This is a genomic window from Sphaerimonospora mesophila (assembly GCF_001417795.1).
Classification (GTDB): Bacteria; Actinomycetota; Actinomycetes; order Streptosporangiales; family Streptosporangiaceae; genus Sphaerimonospora; species Sphaerimonospora mesophila.
In genome coordinates, this window is record NZ_BCBX01000034.1 from 104,505 (window position 1) to 126,808 (window position 22,304).

At 70.7% G+C, this 22,304-nt stretch carries 18 protein-coding genes and 1 pseudogene; 12 read left to right on the forward strand and 7 right to left on the reverse strand.

All coding sequences use genetic code 11. The features are described 5' to 3' along the window. The first annotated feature begins 70 nt into the window (after positions 1-70). From AP234_RS12625 to AP234_RS12635, 3 genes and pseudogenes are all read left to right on the forward strand, one after another. Positions 71-3,304: a non-ribosomal peptide synthetase gene (locus AP234_RS12625; protein ID WP_055479817.1), complete on the forward strand. Its 3,234-nt coding sequence runs from the start codon at positions 71-73 to the stop codon at positions 3,302-3,304. Next, a complete protein-coding gene (locus AP234_RS12630; protein WP_055479818.1) occupies positions 3,294-4,121 on the forward strand; it encodes an alpha/beta fold hydrolase in 828 nt (275 codons plus the stop codon). Before AP234_RS12625 ends, AP234_RS12630 begins: the two co-directional genes overlap by 11 nt. Then, positions 4,121-5,350 (forward strand): annotated as a pseudogene (locus tag AP234_RS12635) (MFS transporter); the annotation flags it as partial. The gene AP234_RS12630 and the pseudogene AP234_RS12635, both read left to right, overlap by 1 nt. On the opposite strand, the gene AP234_RS34920 reads toward AP234_RS12635, so the two are convergent. The 3 genes from AP234_RS34920 to AP234_RS12650 form a co-directional block, all read right to left on the reverse strand. Continuing rightward, positions 5,302-6,207: a helix-turn-helix transcriptional regulator gene (locus AP234_RS34920; protein WP_235558142.1), complete on the reverse strand. Its 906-nt coding sequence runs from the start codon at positions 6,205-6,207 to the stop codon at positions 5,302-5,304. The pseudogene AP234_RS12635 and the gene AP234_RS34920 sit on opposite strands and share 49 nt — an antisense overlap. 64 nt (positions 6,208-6,271) lie before the next feature. Then, a complete protein-coding gene (locus AP234_RS12645; protein ID WP_055479820.1) occupies positions 6,272-7,045 on the reverse strand; it encodes an SDR family oxidoreductase in 774 nt (257 codons plus the stop codon). Positions 7,046-7,064: 19 nt separating this feature from the next. After that, complete coding sequence (locus tag AP234_RS12650) at positions 7,065-8,540, reverse strand: hypothetical protein (RefSeq protein WP_063842884.1); 1,476 nt, start codon at positions 8,538-8,540, stop codon at positions 7,065-7,067. Between the two features lie 381 nt (positions 8,541-8,921). On the opposite strand from AP234_RS12650, the gene AP234_RS12655 reads away from it, so the two are divergent. From AP234_RS12655 to AP234_RS12680, 6 genes are read left to right on the forward strand one after another with little or no spacing between them, the layout of a single operon-like run. Further along, positions 8,922-9,968: a hypothetical protein gene (locus tag AP234_RS12655; RefSeq protein WP_083502045.1), complete on the forward strand. Its 1,047-nt coding sequence runs from the start codon at positions 8,922-8,924 to the stop codon at positions 9,966-9,968. 42 nt (positions 9,969-10,010) lie between these two features. Then, positions 10,011-10,844, forward strand: a complete 834-nt coding sequence (locus tag AP234_RS12660; RefSeq protein ID WP_055479822.1) for a fumarylacetoacetate hydrolase family protein — start codon at positions 10,011-10,013, stop codon at positions 10,842-10,844. A gap of 3 nt (positions 10,845-10,847) precedes the next feature. Beyond that, a complete protein-coding gene (locus AP234_RS12665; RefSeq protein WP_055479823.1) occupies positions 10,848-12,560 on the forward strand; it encodes a non-ribosomal peptide synthetase in 1,713 nt (570 codons plus the stop codon). A gap of 5 nt (positions 12,561-12,565) precedes the next feature. Then, positions 12,566-14,347, forward strand: coding sequence for an asparagine synthase (glutamine-hydrolyzing) (gene asnB, locus AP234_RS12670; RefSeq protein ID WP_055479824.1), 1,782 nt, complete (start codon positions 12,566-12,568; stop codon positions 14,345-14,347). A 51-nt stretch (positions 14,348-14,398) separates the two neighbouring features. Continuing rightward, the gene (locus tag AP234_RS12675; protein WP_160330426.1) at positions 14,399-15,085 is read left to right on the forward strand and encodes an alpha/beta fold hydrolase; all 687 of its coding nucleotides are present in this window, start codon (positions 14,399-14,401) and stop codon (positions 15,083-15,085) included. Beyond that, positions 15,066-15,848, forward strand: coding sequence for an alpha/beta fold hydrolase (locus tag AP234_RS12680; protein ID WP_055479826.1), 783 nt, complete (start codon positions 15,066-15,068; stop codon positions 15,846-15,848). The genes AP234_RS12675 and AP234_RS12680 overlap by 20 nt, the downstream gene beginning before the upstream one ends. A 34-nt stretch (positions 15,849-15,882) precedes the next feature. On the opposite strand, the gene AP234_RS12685 is transcribed toward AP234_RS12680, so the two are convergent. Then, complete coding sequence (locus tag AP234_RS12685) at positions 15,883-16,602, reverse strand: TetR family transcriptional regulator (RefSeq protein ID WP_235558143.1); 720 nt, start codon at positions 16,600-16,602, stop codon at positions 15,883-15,885. A 56-nt stretch (positions 16,603-16,658) separates the two neighbouring features. Between AP234_RS12685 and AP234_RS12690 the strand changes: the two genes are divergently transcribed. The 3 genes from AP234_RS12690 to AP234_RS12695 are packed head-to-tail and all read left to right on the forward strand — an operon-like array spanning position 16,659 to position 20,215. Beyond that, positions 16,659-18,224 carry an acyl-CoA carboxylase subunit beta gene (locus AP234_RS12690; protein ID WP_055479827.1) on the forward strand — a complete coding sequence of 522 codons (1,566 nt, stop codon included), beginning with the start codon at positions 16,659-16,661 and terminating at the stop codon, positions 18,222-18,224. A gap of 60 nt (positions 18,225-18,284) precedes the next feature. Further along, positions 18,285-18,455 carry an acyl-CoA carboxylase subunit epsilon gene (locus AP234_RS39505; protein ID WP_152990402.1) on the forward strand — a complete coding sequence of 57 codons (171 nt, stop codon included), beginning with the start codon at positions 18,285-18,287 and terminating at the stop codon, positions 18,453-18,455. Positions 18,456-18,463: 8 nt separating this feature from the next. Further along, a complete protein-coding gene (locus AP234_RS12695; RefSeq protein ID WP_055480071.1) occupies positions 18,464-20,215 on the forward strand; it encodes a biotin carboxylase N-terminal domain-containing protein in 1,752 nt (583 codons plus the stop codon). A gap of 141 nt (positions 20,216-20,356) precedes the next feature. Here the strand turns inward: AP234_RS12695 and AP234_RS12700 are convergent, their stop codons facing one another. The 3 genes from AP234_RS12700 to AP234_RS39510 are packed head-to-tail and all read right to left on the reverse strand — an operon-like array spanning position 20,357 to position 22,153. Further along, positions 20,357-21,856 carry a class I adenylate-forming enzyme family protein gene (locus AP234_RS12700; RefSeq protein WP_055479828.1) on the reverse strand — a complete coding sequence of 500 codons (1,500 nt, stop codon included), beginning with the start codon at positions 21,854-21,856 and terminating at the stop codon, positions 20,357-20,359. An 11-nt stretch (positions 21,857-21,867) separates the two neighbouring features. Then, positions 21,868-22,008 (reverse strand): hypothetical protein, encoded by a 141-nt coding sequence (locus tag AP234_RS37215; RefSeq protein WP_160330427.1) that lies wholly within the window; start codon positions 22,006-22,008, stop codon positions 21,868-21,870. After that, complete coding sequence (locus AP234_RS39510) at positions 21,992-22,153, reverse strand: hypothetical protein (protein ID WP_152990387.1); 162 nt, start codon at positions 22,151-22,153, stop codon at positions 21,992-21,994. Before AP234_RS39510 ends, AP234_RS37215 begins: the two co-directional genes overlap by 17 nt. Between the last annotated feature and the right edge of the window lie 151 nt (positions 22,154-22,304).

The window sequence follows — 22,304 nt, forward strand, 5'->3', positions numbered from 1 at the left end:
GGAGTCGGCACGGTAGAGCGGGCAGAGCCGACAGGACTGCCCGAGGTCTCACCGGTTTGGAGCGGGCACAGTGGTCGTTGATCAGGTTTCGCAGGCGTCAGCGCGGGTTCCCCTGTCGGTCGGACAGGAGCAGCTCTGGTTTCTGGAGCAGATGGCGCCCGGGCTCGCGACGTACAACGTCGCGGTCGCCCACCGGATTCACGGCCCGCTGGACCGTCGGGCGCTGGGCGCCGCCCTCACCGAGTTGGTACGGCGGCACGAGTCGCTGCGCGGGACCGTGAGCACGCTCGACGGGACGCCCGGAATGGTGTTCGCCCCGCCGTCCGCCGTGGACCTGCCGGTCGGCCTGCTCGACGAGGAGACCCCCGAGGCGTGCGAGGCCCGGCTCTCGAAGGAGCTGCGCGAGCACGTCTCCCGGTCCTTCGACCTGGTGGGCGGGCCGTTGTACCGGTTCAAGCTGTTCCGCCTCTCGGCGGAGGAGCATGTGCTGTCGCTCGTCTTCCACCACATCGTCACCGACGGGTGGTCGACCAGCCTGATATTGCGGCAGCTCCAGGACGCCTACGCCGCGGCGCTCCGCGCCGAAGCACCGGAGGGCGAGCCGGGCGGCGCGGCGGCGGACGAGCCGGCGTCGGTGCGCTTCGCCGACTTCGCCGCCGAGCAGCGCGCCGCCCTCGACAGCGGTGAGCTGGAGGAGCAGCTCGAGTACTGGCGGCAGCGGCTGGACGGCGTCACTCCGCTGGAGCTGCCGGCCGACCGGCCGCGCCCCGCGGAACCCAGCTTCGCCGCCGGTACGTCGAGCACCGACCTGCCGCCGGAGCTGCTCGCGGCGGCGCGCGCGCTCGCCGAGGCCGAGGGCGTGTCGCTGTTCATGGTCCTGGCCGCCGCGCTGGCCGTGGTCCTGGGGCGGTACACCGGCGAGGAGGACGTCTCGTTCGGCACCGCGACGCTCGGCCGGACCGACCCGGAACTCGAGCAGGTCGTCGGGTACTTCACCAACATGGTGGTGCTCCGCACCGGCCTCCAGGACGACCCCACCTTCCGGGAGCTGCTGGCCCGGATCTCCGACACCCTGCTGGACGCCTACGACAACCAGGACGTGCCCTTCGAACGCGTCGTCGACCGCCTCCGGCCGCATCGCGATCCCGGCCGCAACCCGCTGTTCGGCGTCTGCGTCCAGTTCCTGACCGAGCAGACCGCCGGCACCGGGCTGGACCTGCCGGGGCTGACCACCGAACCCGTCGAGATGCCGTCGCTCGGTGCGCGCTTCGATCTCGCGCTGACCTTCGTCGAGTCGGCCGACAAGCTGCGGCTGCTCGCCGAGTACGCCCTCGACCTTTTCGACGACTGGCGGATCGAGGCGCTCGCCCGCCACCTGGCACAGGCGTTGAGGGCGGCCTGCGCGGAGCCCTCCCGGCGGGTGTCGGAGCTGGCGCTGCTCGACGACGAGGAGATCGAGGAGCTTCTCGCCGCCGGCACCGGCGAGATGCTCGCCCACGCCGACGAGCCGGTGCACGCCGCGATCGCCCGGCGCGCGCTGGAGCAGCCCGACCACGTCGCCGCGATGTACGAGGACGACAGCCTGACCTACCGGGAGCTGGAGCAGCGGGCGTTCGAGCTCGCCGCGTTCCTGCGCGGCCGCGGGGTGCGGCACGGACAGGTCGTCGCGGTGGCCATGGAGCGCGACCTCGACGCGCTCGTCACGCTGCTCGCCGTGCTGAAGACCGGAGCGGCGTACGCGATCCTGGACCCCTCGCATCCCACGAGCCGGCTGGAGTACATGCTCAGGGACACCGCGGCGCCGCTGGTGCTGACGCAGAGCCGGGTGCGGGACGGCATACCGGACTCGGAGAGCTGGTCGGTCATCGAGGTCGACCGGGAGCGGGAGGCGATCGCCAAGGCGGGAATCGACTGCGAGGTGTGGGCCGAGGAGGCCGGTCGCGACTCCCTGGCCTATGTGATCTACACCTCCGGCTCGACCGGCCGGCCCAAGGGGGTGCTCATCGAGCACCGGGCGCTGCAGTCGTTCATCGCCTCCTACCGTCGAGTGTTCGACCTCCGACCGGACGACCGGATGCTCCAGCTGGCCGCGCTGGCCTTCGACATGTCCCAGGGTGAGATCTTCGCGGGTCTCACCGCCGGGGCGAGTCTGGTCCTGGTCGACAAGGAGACCGGCGCCTCGCCCGACGCGCTCGCGGCGCTCATGCGGGCGCGGGAGGTCACCTACATATGCATGTCGCCGGCGATGCTGGCGCTGGTCGAGGGCGGGCCGTACCCGCGGCTGCGGAAGATCATGGCGGGCGGTGAGGCGGTGCCCGCCGAGATGGTCGCCAAGTGGAACCTGCCGGGGCGCCGGCTGATCAACTGCTACGGGCCCACCGAAGCCGCCGTCGGCTGCACTTCCTACGAGTGCCCGCACGAGCCGGCCCGCAGCGCGCCGCCGATCGGCACGCCGTTCACCGACCGGCGCATGTACGTGGTCGACAAGGCCGGCCGGCTCGTGCCGCGCGGTGTCCCGGGAGAGCTGCTGATCGGCGGCGAGGAGGGCCTGGCACGCGGGTACCTCAACCGGCCGGACCTGACGGCCGAGGCGTTCGTCGAGGACCCGTTCCACCCCGGCGGCCGGGTCTACCGCAGCGGCGACCTCGTCCGCTGGAACCGGGACTACCAGCTGGAGGTCCTCGGCCGGGGCGACGGCCAGGTGAAGCTGCGGGGACTGCGGATCGAGCTGGAGGAGATCGAGTCCGCGCTGATGTCGCATCCCGACGTCGGCGTCGGCGCGGTGACGCTGCGGCCGGACCGGCGGGGTGAGAACCGCCTGGTCGGCTATACGTCGCCGGCCGCCGACCGGGTCCCGGACGCGGCCGAGCTGCGCGCGTATCTGGCCGAGCGGCTGCCCGAGTACATGATCCCGACCGCGTGGGTGGCGCTGGACAGCCTGCCGCTGACCACGGCACGGAAGGTGGACCGCAAGGCCCTGCCGGATCCGGAGGACGCCGACCCCGAGGAGGACTACGTCGCCCCGCGGGGCCGTACGGAGGAGGCGGTCGCCCGCATCTACGCCGAGGTGCTCGAGGTGGAGCGGGTGAGCGCGACGGCGGCCTTCTTCGCGGTCGGCGGCAACTCGCTGCAGGCGATGCGCGTGGTCAGCCGCCTCGGCAAGGAGTTCGGGGTGAAGATCCGGCTGCGGGCGATGTTCGCCGACGCCACGGCGCGTTCGGTCGCGGCGGAGGTGGACCGGCTGGTGGCGGCGAAGTCCGCGAAACAGACGGGCGCCGGCGTGGGGACCGGCCGTGTCCGCTGATCTCCTGCTGCCGTTCTGCGGCGGCGACGAACTGCCGCCGCTGTACTGCGTGCACTCCGCCTCCGGTTCCGCCTACACCTACCTGCCGCTGGCCGGGCTGCTCGGCGGCCGGCCGGTGGTGGGCATCGAGGCGCCCGGCTACGACGGCGACGGCCTGCCGCCCACCGATCTGCGCCGGCTCGCGGACGGATACGCCCGCACGGTCGACGACGATCGCGCGGGGCGGGAGGTGTGCCTGCTCGGCTGGTCGATGGGCGGCTCGGTCGCCTGGGCCATGGCCCACCGGCTGCTGGCCAGGGGGTGTCCGGTGGCCCTCGTGGTGCTGGTCGACGCACTGATGCACCACGCGGAACCGGTCCCGTCGAGGGAGGCGGTGCTGGCCGGGTTCGCCGTCAACCTGGTCAGGGAGGCGGGGGAGGGCCGGGCCGGGGAGGCCGTGGCCGACGCGTTGCGTGCGTGGCCGGCGGACGCGCCGGCCGAGGACGCCTGGCGTCTCCTCCGCCGGGCCGGTCTGATCCCCGAGGATCTGGACGGCGAGACCCTGGGCCGCCGGTTCGAGGTCTTCCGGCGCAACGTCGAGGCCCTGCACGGGTACGCGCCCGAGCCCGGCTACCCCGGGCCGGTGCTGGTCGTCGAGAGCGAGGGCTCGCCGCGCGGGCCGCTGCGGTGGACGGACGTGGCGCGGGACGTGCGCACGGTCACCGTGCCCGGCGACCACTTCTCGATGTGGCGCGGGGCGGGCCTGACGGCGCTGGGCGCGGCCGTCCGGGAGACGCTGCGCGAGGTGTCGTCCATGCGGCCGGAAGGAGCGCGGTGATGACCACGCAGACCCCCGCGTCCACGGACGGGACCACGGCCGGACCGAGCCTGTGGCGCAACCGGGACTTCCTCACCTTCTGGTCCGGGGAGACCTTCTCGCTGTTCGGCGCCCAGATCACCGTGCTGGCGCTGCCGCTGACCGCGGTGATCACCCTGGACGCGCAGCCCGAGGAGCTCGGCGTCCTGCGGTTCCTGCAGATGATTCCGTATCTGCTGCTCGGGCCGCTGTTCGGGGTCTGGGTCGACCGCCATCGCCGGCGTACGGCGATGATCGGGGCGAACACCCTCCGCCTGGTGCTGATCGGGCTGGTGCCGCTGCTGGCCTGGCTCGGCCGGCTGGACATGCCGTGGCTGCTGGTGATCACCTTCGGTGTGGGCATCGGCGCGGTGCTCTTCGACATCAGCTGGATGTCGTTCGTTCCCACGCTGATCCGCGACCCCGACTACCTGGTCGACGCCAACTCCAAGCTGGCGACCACCTCCGCGAGCGCGGACGCGGTCGGGCCCGGCCTGGCGGGATCGCTGGTGAACCTGCTGACGGCACCGGTCGCGATGGCCGTCAACGCCGGGACGTACCTCGGCTCGGTGATCTCGCTGCTGCTGATCCGCGCCAGGGAGGAGCCCCCGGCTCCGGCCGCGCCTGGGCGGCGGATCAGCACCGAGCTGGTGCAGGGACTGAAGTTCGTCGTGGGCAACCGCCTGGTGCGGTGGATCGCGTTGGTCGGCGGCCTGGCGAACTTCTTCCTCTCCGCGACGCAGCCGATGTTCATCCTGTACGCCGTGCGCGATCGGAACGTCCCGGCCTCGGTGCTGGGCCTGATCTTCTCTGTCGGCGCCTGCGGCGGGATCATCGGCGGCATCGTGTGCCGGCGGCTGACCCAGCGGCTGCCTCTCGGGCGCGTCTACGCCTGGGCGCTGGTCGTGGCGTTCGTGCCGATGCTGCTCCTGCCGGCCGCGGCCGGCCCGGATGTCCTGGTGGACACGCTGTTCACGATCGCGTGGTTCCTCGGGCCGCTGGGACTGACGACCGTCAACATCCTGATCATCAGTATCCGGCAGAACGTCACGCCGCCCGTCCTCCTCGGGCGGATGAACGCGGCGGTGCGTGCCGTGATGTTCGGGCTCGGCGCGCTCGGCGGCCTGCTCGCGGGGCTGCTCGCGGGCGGCCTCGGGGTGCATCAGACCCTGTGGGCGTCGACCGCAGGCTCGGTGGTCTTCGTCCTGTGCGGGGTGCTGCTCTCGCCGCTCAGCCGCTTGCGGTCGATGCCGGAGACGGAGGCCGAGCCGGAGACCGAGCGTGCGTAACGGCCCGGGCTGGTTCCCAGCGTGTTGCGGAAGTGGCGGGCGAAGTGCGACTGGTCGTAGAAGCCGGTGGCAGCCGCGACGAGTCCCGGTGGCATGCCCTCCAGCAGCAGTTCCCGCGCCCGGTCCACCCGGCGGCTCGTCAGGTACTGATGCGGGGCCAGGCCGAATTCCCTGGTGAATGAGCGGACGAGCTGCGTGGCGTGCGTGTGCAGCAGTTCCGACGCCTCCGCCAGGGTCAGGCCCTCCACCAGCCGGGCGTCGATCAGATCGCGGAGCCGCCGCGCGATCGTCGAGGTCGGCCTGCGCGACCTGTGCGGGGCACCCCTCAGATGTTCGCGCAGGCGTTCCGCGATGAACCCCAGCCGGCTCTCGGCCTCCAGGGCCTCGCCGTCCCGGTTCAGCGCGACGTGCAGCAGATCGATCCGCTGCCGCAGCTTCGGGTCCACGATCACCGGCCTGGTCGCGGCGGCGCCGATGAGTTCGTCGCCCAGCAAAGCCGGATCCAGATACACCACCCGCTTCCGGAACCCGTGCGGGGAAACCGAATCGCCGTTGTGCGCGACCTGCGGCGGGAGAAGCGTGACGAGCTGGTCCAGCGCGCTGTGTTCATGGCGGTCCACATCGAAACGAACAATGCCGTCGTCGACGATGAGGAGCGTCCACGCCGTATGCGTGTGCATCGGATAGACGTGATCGGTTATCCGCGCATGAAGCACTTCTCTGATTCCGCATACGGGAGGCCGCCAGGCGGCGACCTCCCGGCTCTTGACCGTGGGCACGATCGAATTTTATCAAGAATGCGCATTTCCGATAAACGCGATGTGTGCTCCGCCGCCGGCCGCGTCACAGGCTGCGAACGTAGCCGCCGTCGCAGCGCATCGCGGTCCCCGTTATGTAGGAGGCCTGCTCGCTGCACAGGAAGGCGGCGGCCGCCGCGAACTCGGCCGGTCGGCCGTAGCGACCCGCGGGAATGGCCGCGAGCGAGGCCCGCCGCACCTCGGCGAGGCTGCGGCCGGTGCGCTCGGCGTTGGCGGTGTCGATCGCCGTGGTGCGCTCGGTCTCGACCCGGCCGGGCAGCAGGAGGTTCACCGTCACCCCGTCCGCCGCGACCTCGGCGGCCAGGGTCTTGAGATAGCCGGCCAGGGCGGCGCGGCCCAGGTTGGAGAGCGCCAGATCGGGGATCGGAGCGGCGATCCCGCTGGACCCGACCGCGAGAATGCGGCCCCAGCCCCGTTCCCGCATCGCCGGCAGCGCCAGTGCCACCAGGCGCAGCTGCTGACGCAGCGTGGCGTCCAGCGCGGCGTCCACCTCGGCCAGGCCGAGACCGCTCGCCGGACCCGGCTTGGGGCCGGGTCCGTTGAGAACGAGCACGTCAGGCGGGCCGAAGGCGGCGACCGTCGCCTCCAGCAGCCGGGCCGGGCCGTCCTCGGCCAGCAGATCCACCTCGACGCCCGCGGCGGCGGGTAGCCGGGCGGCGATCCGCCTGGCCAGCTCCCCGCGCCGTCCGCAGACCACCGTCCTGGCCCCCTCCGCCGCCAGCGTCCGGGCGATCGCCTCTCCCAGCCCGCTCGTCGAGGAGCATACGAGCGCGGTACGCCCGGAAAGTCCTAGATCCATGGGCGTGTCCCGGCGATGGCTAGCGGCCCGCGACCCGGTCCATGACCTGGTCGCCCTGGGGGTTGCGCTTGACCTTGATGCGCTTCTGGTGCGGGTCGCTGCTCATGATCTTCGGTAGCAGCCCGGGCAGCTCTGGGGACTCGGTGAACGGCGACCACAGCGGCCCGTCGTACAGGGCCCGCAGGTCGGTGATGCTCAGACCGCTGATCCACTCCAGGCGGGCGGCGAGCTCGCGGTCCTCCTCGCCGCCGGCCAGCAGCGCGCGGATCCGGTCCTCGTCGGGCAGCAGTTCGGGGTGCTCCCCGGCGAGGTAGTCGTGCAGGTTCTCGGCCTGTCCGGCGAAGGGTGAGTACACCATGCACACCAGGTGCGAGGTGGTCAGGTTGAACGCGTCCTCGCCGTACCGGGTCGCGGCCTCGCGCATCGACTTGATCCCGACCTCGGTGGCGTAGCGCTGCCGCATCTGCTCGACGAGGTGCTCGGGGAAGTGCTTGCGCCGCATCAGCTCCAGCGCGAAGTCCGCGTACTGGGCGATGCCCTCGTCGTAGCCGCGCTTGTACACGTGCTCGGTGCGCAGCCCGCGCAGATGGGCCATGAGCGCGGGGTTGGCGCAGTCGGACTCGGTGAAGTTGAACGCGATCTCGTCGAAGACGAAGCCGAGGAAGTCCGTCAGCAGGCTCCAGTGCGCTCCCGAGGCGTAGCTGGTGTAGTCGTAGATGGAGAAGAACTCCAGGCGCTCGGAGATGTCGTGGTCGACCCCGCGCTCCCGCACCCGCTCCGCGTTCTTCGCGCCGTGGATCTCCTCGAAGTAGCCGCGTGCCAGGCCGTCGATGGTCTCCAGAGTGCCCTTGAAACCCTTCCGGCTGTCGGCGGGCTTCAGCTTGGCGCCGCGGGCGAGCTGCCGGATCCACAGGGCGTAGTCCCGCTGCTCCTGCGGCGAGTCCCCGGTGATGATCAGGTCCACGCCCTCGCCGTGCCGGGCCGCCACACCGAAGGAGTTGGCCACGTTCACGTTGCAGGCGTTGCAGAACGTCGCACGGCCGTCGCCGTAGGTGCGGTGACCGGACATCAGGATGTCGACCCGGTTGAACTCGATGAGCCGGTGGGGCATGCCGCGGTCCCGCTCGAAGGGCCTGACCTGGTCGCCCTCGATGAGCAGCAGTTCGGCGTCGGGGTCGCCGTAGAGGCCGAGCGCCTGATAGGTGCGGTCGATGTTGAGCATGACCTGGTAGGGCATGCCGCCGTGCCGCATGGTCACCACGCGGAGTCGGAATGTGGCGCCGTGACGTTCGGCGAGCGCGAGATGGACCGCGCGCATGAACGCGACCGCATACGCGCTGTCCTTGCCGCCGCCGTACGCGACCATCACCGTGTTCGAGGGGAGGTCGTCGGGCCGGGGCAGGCTGTTGTGGAGCTTGGTGGCGCACTCTTCGACCGCCGGCACGTCCTGTTCGGGGAGGGCGGTCCGCAGGTCATCTAATAACGTAGTACGCATCGAAACCCTTCACAGAACGGTATACCGAATCAACACCCCAGGTCAGAGGTATCAGAGTTCGAATAATGAGAACTGACGTGTCCTCGATTTACATGCCGGGCCAGCCAATCATAGGTGTTGATGATCTGTCCAGACCCGGCGTCATGGATCGCCGAATACCTGCGCCGTTGTCGTCGCCGTATACCGAGAGTGCTTTGACGATTTCACTTCGGATGCGTTGATTACCCTGTTGAGGCCGTGCTAGCTTCTCTGGAGCTGCCGCCGTTCGTCACTCGCAATTCGAGGCTTCGCAGGTGAACTCCGAAAACGACTTTCGGTCGCCCTTTATTCGCGTCGCCTTCAGTTGGCCAATCATGGACCTTCGGCTTTTGGAGTGCAATCATGCCCGAACTGGGAAGCGTGCTGACACCGAAGCTCACAACGGCAGGCGTGGAGCTTCTGGACACCACCTTGCGGGACGGCTCCTATGCCGTCGACTTCCAGCTCGACGAGAAGTTCGTGATTGAGCTGCTCGGCCGCCTCGACCTGACGCCGATCCGGAAGGTCGAGTTGGGACACGGGCTTGGCCTGGAGGCTGAGCGGACCGGTATCACCCCGTGCAACATCGACGTCCACCGCTGGTGTGAGATCGCCGGAGCCGAGCTCACGCACACGGACTGGGGCATGTTCGCCCAACCGGGCTTCAGCCGGCTGAGCACGCTGGCGGAGGTGTGCTCGGCCGGCATGTCCTTCGTCCGCATCGGCATGGAGGCGGAGCAGGTCGCCGACAACCTCGACTACATCGGGCAGGCCATGGAGCTCTGCGACCAGGTCTACCTCAACCTGATGAAGACCAGCGTCACGCCCGCCGAGAACCTGCCCGGCCTGCTCAGCGGTGTGCCCTCCGGGATCGCCGGGTTGTACATCGTCGACTCGTACGGCTCGATGCTTCCCGACGACGTCCGGAAGTACGTGACGGTCGCTGGTGAGCTGTTCGACGTCGTCGGTTTCCACGGTCACGACAACCTCGGCATGGCCACCGCGAACAGCGTGGCCGCGATCGAGGCGGGCGCCACGATCGTCGACGGCACGCTCAACGGCATCGGCCGCGGCGCGGGCAACGCCCAGCTCGAGTCGCTGGCCGGCATCCTGCAGGTCACCGGTGAGGACCGCTTCGACTACAAGGAGCTCGCCCGGCTGGCGGAGCTGTGCCGCACCACCTTGCAGGTGATTCCGGACGACCGGAACATGCAGGTGCTCGGCGGAGTGATCGGCGTCCACTCGGGGTTCTTCCCCCTCATCGAGCAGCTGTGCGTCAAGTGCGAGGTCGACGCGGCCTCGCTCATGGAGACGGCCGCCGGCCTCGCGCAGACGAGCGTCGGCAAGAACGACATCCACGCGGCCGCGGAGCGGATCTCCCGCCGGGACGCGGCCGGCGCTTCCCTGTGAACACCGTGAACCCCGAAAGCCCAAGGTGCCCTGGAGGAACGCATGAGACTGGCTAGATTCGCGACCGCCCGCGGCGACGAGGTGCGCGTGAGCCGCGGCGGAGACTGGCTGCCGGTCTCCGGCACGGAGGGTCCGGTCCACCTCACGGACCTGCTGCGGGACCCCGCACGGGCAAGACTCGAGGCGCTGCTCGACGCGGCGCCGGAATCCACCGCCCCGGCCGAGGATCCGCTCGAGTCCGCGCTGACGGTCTCCGACCACGGGGACATCTGGGGGGCCGGCCTCAACTACCGCGGCCACTCCGAGGATCTGAACACCGAGCAGCCGAAGTCCGGGCCGGGCTCCTATCTGCGGCCGCGGAACTGCCTGATCGACAACGGCGGGCAGATCGTGCTGCCCGCCCGGGCCGGCACGGTGACGGCGGAGGCGGAGCTCGGGCTTGTCATCGGCCGCGAGTGCAAGGACGTGCCGCGCGACGAGTGGCGGTCGGTGATCGCGGGCGTCACCGCCGTCCTCGACCTGACCGCGGAGGACGTCATTCGGGAGAACCCGCGCTACATCCCATGGGCGAAGGGCTTCGACACCTTCTGCAGCATCGGCCCGCAGCTGGTGACGATGGACGAGTTCGCCCCGGACGAGCTCGCCTCCCTCCGGGTGTCGACGGTGCGGAACGACGAGGTCGTCGCCACCGCGCTGGTCTCGGACATGAAGTACGACCTGGGGTACCTGGTCGAGTACTTCACCGCCGGCCGGACCCTCGCGCCCGGCACCGTGATCTGCACGGGCACCCCCGGCGCCGTCCCGCTCCGATCCGGGGACACCGTCAAGTCCGTGGTCGAGCGCGTCGGCACGCTCTCGCACGTGGTGAAGGGCTGACCCATGACCGGTCGGCAGACATCATTGGTCGACGCGCTGCTGCGCGCCATGGAGGAGCACGCCGAGCGCGACGCCATCGAGACCGTGGACGGGGTGCTCACCTACCGGGAACTGGGCAAGCACGCCTCCGACCTCGCCGCGCGGCTGGAGGCGCTCACCGCCCCCGACGAGTTCTTCGGGATCGAGGCCGAGCGGACCTCCGCCTCGATCGTCGCCATGGTCGGCGCGCTGGTCGCCGGACGCCCGTTCGTCTTCATCGACCCGCGTGACAGCGAGTCCTCGAACACCACCAAGGTCTCCCTCCTGGGCGTACGGCTGCTCGCCCGCAGCACCCCCGGCTCCCCGGCGGCCGAGCTCGTCCCTCCTCCGGCCGAGTGGGGCGGCGGCGCGAACGGCGCGGAACCCGTGCGTGGCCACGGCCGGATCGGCTACGCCATCCACACCTCGGGTTCGACCGGCGAGCCCAAGTGCGTGCTGGTCCGCGCCGACCCGCTGGCACCGATGATCGAGGACCACGTGCGGGTCCTGGAGCTGGACACACGGTCGCGCACGCTTCAGTTCGCCCGCCTGACCTTCGACGGCTGCATCACGGAGATCCTCTGGACCCTGACGTCCGGCGCCTGCCTGGTGATCGTGCCCGAGACGATGCTCAGTCCGGGAACGGTGCTCCGGGACACCCTCAGGACCTACCGGATCACCCATCTGAAGACCACCCCGTTCGCGCTGACGGCGACGGAGCCGACGAGCGGCATGACTCTCCGGCATGTGGTGAACGGCGGCGGGGCGTGCCGTCCGGCCGTGCTGCGCGCCTGGTCGGCCGTGGCGGCCTTCCACAACGCCTACGGGCTGACCGAGACGACGGTCTGCAACCTGCTGACCGGCGTGCTGGACCCGGGCGAGTGCACCGCGTCGGTGCCACTCGGCGAGATCGTGGGCGACTGCGCCTACGAGATCGCCCCCCTGCCGTCCCGGGAGGGCGCCGGCTCCGCCGATGCGGAGCGCGGCGAGCTCGTCATCAGGGGCGAGAGCGTCGCCGTCGGATATCTCACCGCCGAGGGCCTGCGACCCTTCCTCGACGACGAGGGGCGCCGGGTGTACCGGACGGGCGACATCGTCGAGCGCCGTGACGGCCGGCTCTACTATGTCGAGCGGCTGGACCGGCAGCTCAAGGTCCGGGGCTACCGCCTCGACCCGGGCGAGGTCGAGAACGCCGCCTGCCGCCTCGACGGGGTCGCCGAGGCGGTCGTGGTGGCCGAGGCGCACGAGGCGGACGAGGCCGCCGGCGGCACCGGCGACGACGCGCTGGTCTGCTACTACCAGGGTTCGGTGACCTCCCGGGAGCTGCGCGCGCACCTCGAGGCGGTGCTCGACGCCTACAAGGTCCCCTCCGTGATCACCCAGGTCGAGGCGATGCCGTACACCCGCAACGGCAAGGTCGACAGGGACGCCCTGCGGACGAGCCGCAGGGCGGCGCGGGCGGAGCCCGCCGAGCTGGGCCCGGCCGAGCAGGTGCTGGAACTGGTACGGCGGCTCACCGGGGTCACCGACGCCACCGCCGACGACAACTTCTTCATGCTCGGCGGCGACTCCGCCTCCACGGTCCTGCTGGTCAACAAGCTGAAGGAGCTCGGCTGGATGGACGCCGGCGTGCGTGACGTGCTCCGGGCGGAGAACCTGCGCGCGCTCACCGACCGGCTGACCGGGCAGGGGGTGTAGCCGCGATGTGTGGCGTGTGCGGGACCTACTCCCCGGCAGGCCGTTTCGACCGCGGCGTGGTCGCCGCCATGCACTCCCGGCTCGTCCACCGCGGACCGGACGAGACCTACTCGCTGAACACCGAGTCGCTCGCCGTCAAGCTCGGCAGGCTCGGCATGAACGGCCTGGCCGACGGCTGGCAGCCCGCGGAGGATCGCGGCGGCCGGTACGTCGCCATGACCAACGGCGAGGTGTACAACGCCGGGGAGCTGCGCCGCCGGGTCGGCGCCGACCACCTGGCGAACGGCGTCGACGTGGCCGTCATCCCGGAGCTGGTGGCCCGGCACGGCATCGGGGGACTGAGCCTGGTCGACGGGCAGTTCGCGACCGTCATCCTCGATCGGGCGGAGAACGCGCTGATCCTGGCCCGCGACCGGTTCGGGATCTGCCCGCTCTACTACACCGTCACCGACTCCGGCGTGCACTTCTGCTCCGAGCTCAAGGCACTGGTCCAGGGCATCGACCGGTCGTGGAGGCTGGACGTCGGCGCGGTGGACCAGTACCTGTCGCTGGGGAACATCGTCGCGCCGCGTACGCTCGTCCGGGGTGTGCACGCCGTGCCGCCCGGCTGCGCCGTACTGTTCCGGGCGGGCGACCGGCAGCCGGAGACCCACCGCTATTGGCGGTACGGCGAGTTCGAGCCGGCCGCCGAGACCCCGTCCGGCGCGGAGCTGCGTGAGTGCCTGCGGCAGTCGGTGCGCGACCGTCTCCACGCGGACGTGGAGATCGGCGCCTACCTGAGCGGCGGCTTCGACTCCAGCGTCATCCTGATGGAGTCGGCCGCCCTGCTCGACCGGCCGATCCGGACGTTCTCCGTGGTCTTCGACGACCCGGCGCTGGACGAGGGCCGCTTCCAGCGCGAGGTGTCGGAGCTGGCCGGCAGCAAGCACGAGCAGATCCAGTGCAGTCGCTCCGACGTCGTCTCCGCCTTCGAGGAGATGGTCCGGCACTGCTGCTATCCGCAGCGCGAGACGTACAACGTCTCGGCGATGATGCTGGCCGGCGCGGTCCGGGCCGCCGGGGTCAAGGGCGTGGTCTCCGGGGAAGGGGCCGATGAGCTCTTCTTCGGCTACGACTCCTACGCCTTCGACAGCTCGCCCCTGTCGCGGCGCACCGCCCGGCCGGAGAACGAGCAGGCCTGGGGCCGGGCCGACTTCGGCTGGGAGGTCGACTGGCGGCGGGTGGACCGGCGCAGGGACACCTATCTGACGCGGCGGGCCCGCGAGGCCCTGGCCGGCCAGGAGTTCTGGCGGACCCGGCTGATCCCGTTCTCCGAGGACGAGGTGAGGTCGCTCTCGCAGATGCAGCTCCGTTCCATCTCCGATGTGTACGTCCAGCTCTCGGGTCATCTGCTCGGCGACCACGGCGACGCGATGGTGATGCGCAGTTCGGTCGAGGGCCGGTATCCGTTCCTCGGGAACTCCGTGGTCGCCGCCGCGCTGCGCACGAGTGACCAGGCGAAGATGGTGGACTTCGAGGGCAAGGCGTGCCTGCGGTCGGCGTATGCCGGTATAGTCCCGGACTCGGTGCTGCGGCGCGGGAAGCACGGCTTCACGGCGTACGGGCTGCGTGAGATCACCGATGAACGCACCTGGAACGGGTGGCGCGAGCTCGTCGCGGCGTGCGGGGTCTTCGACCCCGGCGCACTCGACGCCGGCCCGGACCAGGGCCCCGCGGACAAGTGGGACTTCACGATCAGCGTGATCAGCACGGCGATGGTGATGGACGAGCTTCGGCTCGAACTCTGACCGTCGCTCGGGCGGCTCGGGCGGCAGATGTGGCAGGAGAAGGAGGAGTCGGTGAGCGTCGACGGGCAGGATGTCGTCGTCTTCCCCGGCGCCGGGTCGTTCGGCGGCGAACTGCGGCCACTGGTGGCGGGCCTGGGCGCCTCGGCGTGGCTCATGCGCTATCCCGGCCGCTTCGGCAGCGGCTTCGGCGGCTCTGCCGGGTCGTACCAGGAGCTGGTCGACGCCTGCGCGGAGCAGGTGCTGCGACGGCACCCGCCGAGGTGCGCGCTCGTCGGGCACAGCTTCGGCGCCTACGTCGCCCACTCCACGGCCGTGGCCCTCGAGAAGGCCGGGGTCGAGCTCACCGGCCTCGTCGTCATCGGCGCCGCCGCGCCGAGCCTGCTCACCATCCCCGAGGAGGCCACCCGGGACATCGAGGGCACCGCCGGGTATCTCGCTGCGGTGGACCCGGGACTGCAGGCCGCGGCCGACGAGTGGCGGGAGATCGTGGTCGAGACGGCGCTGCGGGACCTCCGGCTGCTCAGGGAGTCGATCGGCGCCGGGTGTCCACGGGTGTCCTGCCCGGTCCTCGCCGCCCGCGGGCACGACGACCCGCTGACCTCCGCCGAGAGCATCGCCGCCTGGGCTGAGGTCACCGACGGCGGATGCGCGGCGCACGTCTTCCCGGGAGGACACTCGGAGCTGCTGCGCTCGCCCGAACTCGAAGGAGTGCTGTCGGATGCCCTACGCCTCGGCTGAGGACGGGACGCGGATCGCGTTCGACGTCCAGGGGGCGGGACCGGCGCTGGTCCTCCTCCCCGGCCAGGCAAACAACCGTCACTGGTGGGATCTCGTCCGCGCCGACTTCGACGCGGTGCGCACCACCGTCGCCATCGACCTGCGCGGCGCGGGCGAGAGCGACAAGCCGGATCTGCCCTACAGCACCCGGCTCTTCGCCGCGGACGTCCGCTCGGTGCTCGACGAGCTCGGCGTCGAGCGGACGGACGTCTACGGCACGTCGATGGGCGGCCGGGTAGCGCAGTGGCTCGCGATCGACCAGCCGCACCGGGTGCGCTCGCTGGTCCTCGGGTGCACCTCGCCCGGCGGCCCGCGCGCGGTGGAGCGGGACGGCGGCGTTCGCCGGGCCCTGGCGTCGAGCGACCCCGCGGCCGCCCGCGCCGCGCTCCTCGATCTGATGTACACCCCCGCCTGGCGGGCCGCGCATCCCGGTCCGTACAACACGCTGGGCGATCCGGGGATGCCGTCCTACGCCCGTGCGCATCACCTGCGGGCCAGCAACCGGCACGACGCCTGGGACCTCCTACCCAAGATCGACGCACCGACCTTGGTCATCCACGGCACCGACGACCGGCTCAACCCGGTAGAGAACGCGCACCTGCTGGCGGAGCGCATCCCGGACGCGACCCTTGAGCTGATCCCCGGAGCTCGGCACGCGTACTTCGAGGAGTTCCGGGACATCGCGGGCCCGCGGGTGCTGAGCTTTCTCGAGCGGAGCGGTTGAGACCGCCGGCCCGTTCGCGCCTTGCGCGATCTGCTCAGGGGTGAGAGCTCAGATGGGCCTGGATGGCCTCCATGACCGCCTGCGGGGAGGCCGCGCGGTTGAAGGCGGCCACGACGATCTGGTCGTCCCCGGGCTCTTTCGGCTGTTCGAGGTGGTGAAAGGTCGCGATCACGTATCCGAGGGCGTGGTCGAGGGGGCCGGAGGGGTCGTAGGTGCCGCCGGCGCGTAGCCAGCCGCGCAGGACCTGGTTGTGCGCGGCCACGACCGAGGCGGCCATCAGCTCGGCGCGCAGGCCGGCGTCGGGGGAGTCGGCCAGCCACGTCCCGATGAACTCGCGGAACAGCCGCTGGTAGCGGGCGACGCTGGCGATCTCCCGGTCGCGCAGGGCCGGGACGCGGCCGACGAGGCGGTAGCGGCGCAGCGACACCTCGGCGTCCTCCACGTAGTGCGCCAGCACGATGCGGACCGCGTCGGTCACGGCGACGATCGCGGTGTCCGCGGTCGAGGCGCGCAGGCGGGCGTCCACCCTGGCGAGCAGCGTGTCGTGGTCGGGGAAGATCGCGTCTTCCTTGGACCGGTAGTAGCGGAAGAACGTGCTGCGACTCACCCCGGCCCGGGCGGCGATGTCGTCGACCGTGGTCTCGTCGTACCCGTTCTCGTCGAACAGTGCCACCGCCGCTTCGGCGAGGCGGTGACTGATGGGCGGTGTGGCCATGCGGCCATTGTCGCGGACCCCGGTGTTGTCCATTGCCATGAGACTGAGTATTGTCACCATGAAACTGAGTCTTAGTCCCCTGAATGTGGTGATCGATGGAACCGCACGGCACCGCGGCCCGTCTCGCCCGCCTTGAAGAACGCCTGGACGAGGCGGTTCGCGGCGGTGAGAAACGGGCGGCCGCCAAGCAGCACGCCAAGGGCAGGCTCACCGCACGTGAGCGGATCGAGCGGCTGCTCGACCCCGGCTCGTTCACCGAACTGGACGCCCTGTCCGTGCACCGCAGCACGTCCTTCGGCATGGAGCGCACCCGTGTCCCCGGTGACGGGGTGGTCACCGGCCACGGCACGGTCGGCGGCCGCCCGGTCTGCGTCTTCTCCCAGGACTTCACCGTCTTCGGCGGCAGCCTGGGGGAGGTGTACGGGGAGAAGATCTGCAAGGTCATGGACCTGGCCGTGAAGATCGGAGCGCCGATCGTCGGCATCAACGAGGGCGCCGGCGCGCGCATCCAGGAGGGCGTCGTCTCGCTGGGGTTGTACGGCGAGATCTTCCGCCGCAACGTCCACGCCTCGGGGGTGATCCCGCAGATCTCCCTGATCATGGGCGCCTGCGCGGGCGGGCACGTCTACTCGCCGGCCCTCACCGACTTCACCATCATGGTGGACGAGGGGTCGCACATGTTCGTCACCGGCCCCGACGTCATCAAGACGGTCACCGGAGAGGACGTCACCTTCGAGGAACTGGGCGGCGCCCGCGTGCACAACAGCCGCAGCGGCAACGCGCACTACCTCGCGCAGGACGAGGACGACGCGCTCGACTACGCCAGGGCGCTGCTGTCGTACCTGCCGCAGAACAACCTCGACGATCGGACGCCGTTCGAGTTCCCGGTGGACCTGGAGATCGGCGCCGGCGACCTCGCCCTCGACACGCTCGTCCCCGACTCGCCCAACCAGCCCTACGACATGCACGAGGTCATCGCCGCCCTGCTGGACGACGGTGAGTTCCTGGAGGTGCAGGCGCTGTTCGCGCCCAACATCGCCGTCGGCTTCGGGTGCGTGGAGGGCCGCTCCGTCGGCGTGGTGGCCAACCAGCCCATGCGGCTGGCCGGCACGCTGGACATCGACGCCTCGGAGAAGGCGGCCCGGTTCGTACGCACCTGCGACGCGTTCGGCATCCCGGTGCTGACGCTCGTGGACGTGCCCGGATTCCTGCCCGGCACGGAACAGGAGTGGAACGGCATCATCCGCCGGGGGGCCAAGCTCCTGTACGCCTACGCCGAGGCCACGGTCCCGCTGGTCACGGTCATCACCCGGAAGGCGTACGGCGGAGCCTATGACGTCATGGGCTCCAAGCACCTCGGCGCGGACGTCAACCTCGCCTGGCCGACCGCGCAGATCGCCGTGATGGGCGCCCAGGGCGCGGTCAACATCCTGCACCGCAGAACGCTCGCCGCGGCGGGCGACCCCGACACACTGCGGGCCGAGCTGGTGCGTGAGTACGAGGACACCCTCGCCACGCCATACCTGGCGGCCGAACGCGGTTACGTCGACGCGGTGATCGCGCCACGCGAGACCCGGCGCGAGGTCGTCCGCGCGCTGCGGATGCTGCGTGGCAAACGGGCCGTCCTGCCGCCCAAGAAGCACGGGAACATCCCGCTGTGACCGAGTTCCGTGGCACACCCGGGTTCCAGGTGGTGAAAGGCGTCCCGCTGCCCGGAGGAACTGGCCGCGCTGGCCGTGGCGCTGCTCGCGGCGCGGCGGCCCGGCCCCGCCGCGCCGCCGGCGCCCTCCGGCTGGCGCGATGCGGCCCGCCGGCACGCGCTGCGCCGTCCCCTCGCGACCGGCTCGCAGGGATGGCGGGAGTCGAGATGGAGCCTTGGAGGACTGATATGAGCACGGCCATCCGAAAAGTGCTGGTCGCCAACCGCGGCGAGATCGCCGTCCGGGTCATCCGGGCCTGCCGGGACGCCGGCATCGCCGGCGTGGCGGTCTACGCCGACCAGGACCGCGACGCGCTGCACGCGCGCATGGCGGACGAGGCGTACGCGCTCGGCGGCACCACGCCGGGGGAGACCTACCTGTCGATCGGGAAGGTCATCGAGGCGGCCGGGCGGTCCGGCGCCGACGCGGTGCATCCCGGGTACGGCTTCCTGGCCGAGAACGCCGACTTCGCCCAGGCCGTCATCGACGCCGGGCTCACCTGGATCGGGCCGCCGCCCGCGGCGATCGTCGCGCTCGGCGACAAGGTCCAGGCCCGGCACATCGCGCAGAAGGTCGGCGCTCCCCTCGTGGCGGGCACGGCGGATCCCGTCTCCGGCGCGGCGGAGGTCGTCGCCTTCGCGGAACGCCACGGACTGCCGATCGCCATCAAGGCGGCCTACGGCGGGGGCGGGCGCGGCCTGAAGGTCGCCAGGACCCTGGAGGAGATCCCCGACCTGTACGAGTCCGCCGTACGCGAGGCCGTGACGGCGTTCGGCCGGGGCGAGTGTTTCGTGGAGCGCTACCTCGACCGGCCCCGGCACGTGGAGACCCAGTGCCTGGCCGACGCGCACGGCAACGTCGTCGTGGTCTCCACCCGGGACTGCTCCCTGCAGCGCCGCCACCAGAAACTGGTCGAGGAGGCCCCCGCCCCCTTCCTCACCGTCGAGCAGGAGGCGCTGCTGCGCGACAGCTCCAAGGCGATCCTGCGCGAGGCCGGTTATGTCGGCGCCGGAACGTGCGAGTTCCTCGTCGGTCAGGACGGCACCGTGTCGTTCCTGGAGGTGAACACCCGGCTCCAGGTGGAGCACCCGGTGACCGAGGAGGTCACCGGGGTCGATCTCGTACGGGAGATGTTCCGCATCGCCGCGGGAGAGGAGATCGGCTACGACGACCCTCGGCCGCACGGCCACTCCATCGAGTTCCGCGTCAACGCCGAAGACCCCGGCCGCGGCTTCCTGCCCGCCCCCGGCACCATCACCCGCTGGCGCGCCCCCTCGGGCCCCGGCGTCCGGGTGGACTCCGGCTACGAGCAGGGCGAGACCGTGCCCGGCGCCTTCGACTCCCTCGTGGCCAAGCTCATCGTCACCGGCGCCACCCGCGCCCGGGCGCTGGAACGGGCCCGCCGTGCCCTGGCCGAGTTCCAGATCGACGGCATGCCGACCGCGCTGTCGTTCCACCGGGTGGTGGTGGAGGATCCGGCGTTCACCGGGGAGCCCTTCACCGTGCACACCCGGTGGATCGAGACCGAGTTCGGCAACACGATCGCCCCGTACGACGGTGAGGTGGGGTCCGCGGAGCCCGCGGAACGCGACCGGATCACCGTCGAGGTGGCGGGTAAGCGCCTGGAGGTCGTGCTGCCGGCGGGACTGGGCGCGGCGGGCCGCGCCGAGCCGAGGAAGGCGGCGCCCCGGCGGTCCGGCGCGGGCACGGCGAAGAAGGCCGCGGCGAGCGGCGACTCCCTGGTCAGTCCCATGCAGGGGACCATCGTCAAGGTCGTGGTGTCCGACGGCGACGAGGTCGCGCCCGGTGACGTGATCGTCGTGCTGGAGGCGATGAAGATGGAGCAGCCGCTCACCGCCCACAAGGCGGGCACCGTGCTCGGCCTGTCCGCGCAGGTGGGGGCGACGGTCGGAGCGGGCGCCGTCATCTGCGAGATCAAAGACGAGGCGTGACCGGCTGAGACAGCATGTCGAAGGAGTTCGCGAGCGCCGATGTCACGTCTGCCGTGCCCGCCGGGGTTCCGGCGGGTACGGCTCGACAAGACCGCCTCGACAAGACCGCATAGTCGGCGCTGCCGATTGACGTCGGCCGGTCTAGAGGTCGGGCGACAGTTCGCTGCGGATCTCACGGCGCAGCAGCTTGCCGGTCTCTGAGTAGGGAAGGGTGTCGCGGAACACCACCACTCCTGGGACCCTGGACGAGCGCAGGCTCGCTCGTACCCACTCCTTGAGGGATTCCTCGCTGACGGACTCACCCTCGTGGCAGACAACCACGGCGGCGATGGTCTCGCCCCACTCCGAGTCGGGGATGCCGACGACGGCCGCCTCGCTCACAGCGGGGTGCCGCAGGAGCACGTCCTCGATCTCGCCGGGCGACATGTTCTCGCCGCCGCGGACGATGACGTCGTCGAGGCGACCCTCGACGTAGAGGTACCCGTCAGCGTCGAGGCGGCCGGCGTCGCGCGTGCGGAACCAGCCGTCCCGGAGTGTGCTGCCGACACCCAGGTACTCGCCCGACACCTGGGCACCGCGCACCCAGATCTCGCCAGGCTCGCCCTGGGCAACGCGCTTGCCGTCAGACCCGGCGATCATTAGCTCGATTGACGGAATCGGACGGCCGACGGACGCGAGCCGCAGCCGGACGGCGGGGTCGGTGCTTGCGCTCGCGACCCGGTGATCGTCAGGGGTGAGTACGGCGATCGTAGAGCTCGTCTCGGTGAGGCCGTAGGCGTTGGTGAAGTCGACGTGCGGGAGGAGTTCGAGAGCGTGGGCGATTGTGGCCGGCGGCATACGGCCGCCACCGTACGAGAGGTGGCGGAGGGCGGGGAGCCGCTCGCCGGTGCGCTCGAGGACCTCGATGATGCGACCCAGCATTGTGGGCACGACCATCGCGTGGGTGGCCGACTGCTCCTCGGCGACCTTCACCCAGTCATCGGCGTTGAACTGTTCAAGGTAGAAGATCCGGCGCCCCGAGAACGTCGAGCTGAGCACCGCCGCGACGCCCGCGATATGGTACGGAGGCACGCTGATCAGGGCGCACTCGTCCGCACCGGCGGACAGGAAGGCCACGGTGCTGACGATGTAGGAGAAGAGGTTGTCGTGTCGGAGCACGGCCGCTTTCGGTTCGCCGGTCGTGCCACTGGTGAAGAGCAGAACGGCGATGTCCGAACCCTGCAGCGGCTCGAGCAGCGGCTCCGCGTGGGCGGCGGCGTCGGGCACGGCGTCGCGCGGCACCACGGTCACGCCGGCGATGCCGCTGACCCGCTCCATCGCTGAGGGCTCTGCGATGACGAGGCCGGGACTGGTCCGCTCGACGACGCGGCGCAGCCGGTCGTCCGCGAGGCGGTAGTTCACCGGCACGAACGGCTTGCCGGCCATCGCCGATCCGAACAAGAGCGCCGGCATCAGGTCGGAGTTCACGTCGACCAGGACCAACTGGTCGGCATCGACTCCGGCGAGCCAGCCACCGATCTGCCCGGAGAGGGCGAGCAGGTCCGCGAACGTCGTGCCGTTGTCGGCAGAGCCGAGCGCGATGCGGTCGCCGAACCCCTGCGCCGCCATGGTGAGAATGGTGATGATGTTGGCCGAGTCCATGTGCTTCCCGCTCAGTCCGACGAGGGCAGGCTCTTGGCCTCCATCGGCGCCATCGTCTGACCGCAGCAGTGCACCTCGCCAGGACCGGCCGTGCAGCACAAGACGACGGACCCGCAGGACCCACAGGTGTATCGCTTACCGAGCTGCATCATGTCCGGCTCCTGTCGCGGAGGCTGCCTTGGAGACCATCGGCTGATCACAGCAGGTGAACGCGCTCTGGGACGACTTCACTACGACGATCTCTGAGCCGCAACTCCGACAACTCAGCTTGGCGCCGATTCGGGGGGAATCGCTCATCGAGGCTCCCTGCGGTGTGAACGGCTGTCCCTGGCCGGAGACAGCGCTTGCTAAGGGCTTATGCTGTACGTCACGCTATTACTTACTAACCCCCCGGTCAATAACATGGCATGTGATGTAGGACTCCGTCTAATGAAGGGATGTGGGATGT

What these genes read in the sequence shown, in the direction of transcription:
- AP234_RS12680 (WP_055479826.1), top strand. Translation starts at nt 15,066, where the DNA reads ATGCCCTACGCCTCGGCTGAGGACGGGACGCGGATCGCGTTCGACGTC.
- AP234_RS12645 (WP_055479820.1), bottom strand. Translation starts at nt 7,045, where the DNA reads ATGGATCTAGGACTTTCCGGGCGTACCGCGCTCGTATGCTCCTCGACG.
- AP234_RS12690 (WP_055479827.1), top strand. Translation starts at nt 16,659, where the DNA reads ATGGAACCGCACGGCACCGCGGCCCGTCTCGCCCGCCTTGAAGAACGC.
- AP234_RS37215 (WP_160330427.1), bottom strand. Translation starts at nt 22,008, where the DNA reads ATGATGCAGCTCGGTAAGCGATACACCTGTGGGTCCTGCGGGTCCGTC.
- AP234_RS39510 (WP_152990387.1), bottom strand. Translation starts at nt 22,153, where the DNA reads ATGAGCGATTCCCCCCGAATCGGCGCCAAGCTGAGTTGTCGGAGTTGC.
- AP234_RS12655 (WP_083502045.1), top strand. Translation starts at nt 8,922, where the DNA reads ATGCCCGAACTGGGAAGCGTGCTGACACCGAAGCTCACAACGGCAGGC.
- AP234_RS12700 (WP_055479828.1), bottom strand. Translation starts at nt 21,856, where the DNA reads ATGGACTCGGCCAACATCATCACCATTCTCACCATGGCGGCGCAGGGG.
- asnB (WP_055479824.1), top strand. Translation starts at nt 12,566, where the DNA reads ATGTGTGGCGTGTGCGGGACCTACTCCCCGGCAGGCCGTTTCGACCGC.
- AP234_RS12685 (WP_235558143.1), bottom strand. Translation starts at nt 16,602, where the DNA reads ATGGCAATGGACAACACCGGGGTCCGCGACAATGGCCGCATGGCCACA.
- AP234_RS12650 (WP_063842884.1), bottom strand. Translation starts at nt 8,540, where the DNA reads ATGCGTACTACGTTATTAGATGACCTGCGGACCGCCCTCCCCGAACAG.
- AP234_RS12660 (WP_055479822.1), top strand. Translation starts at nt 10,011, where the DNA reads ATGAGACTGGCTAGATTCGCGACCGCCCGCGGCGACGAGGTGCGCGTG.
- AP234_RS12665 (WP_055479823.1), top strand. Translation starts at nt 10,848, where the DNA reads ATGACCGGTCGGCAGACATCATTGGTCGACGCGCTGCTGCGCGCCATG.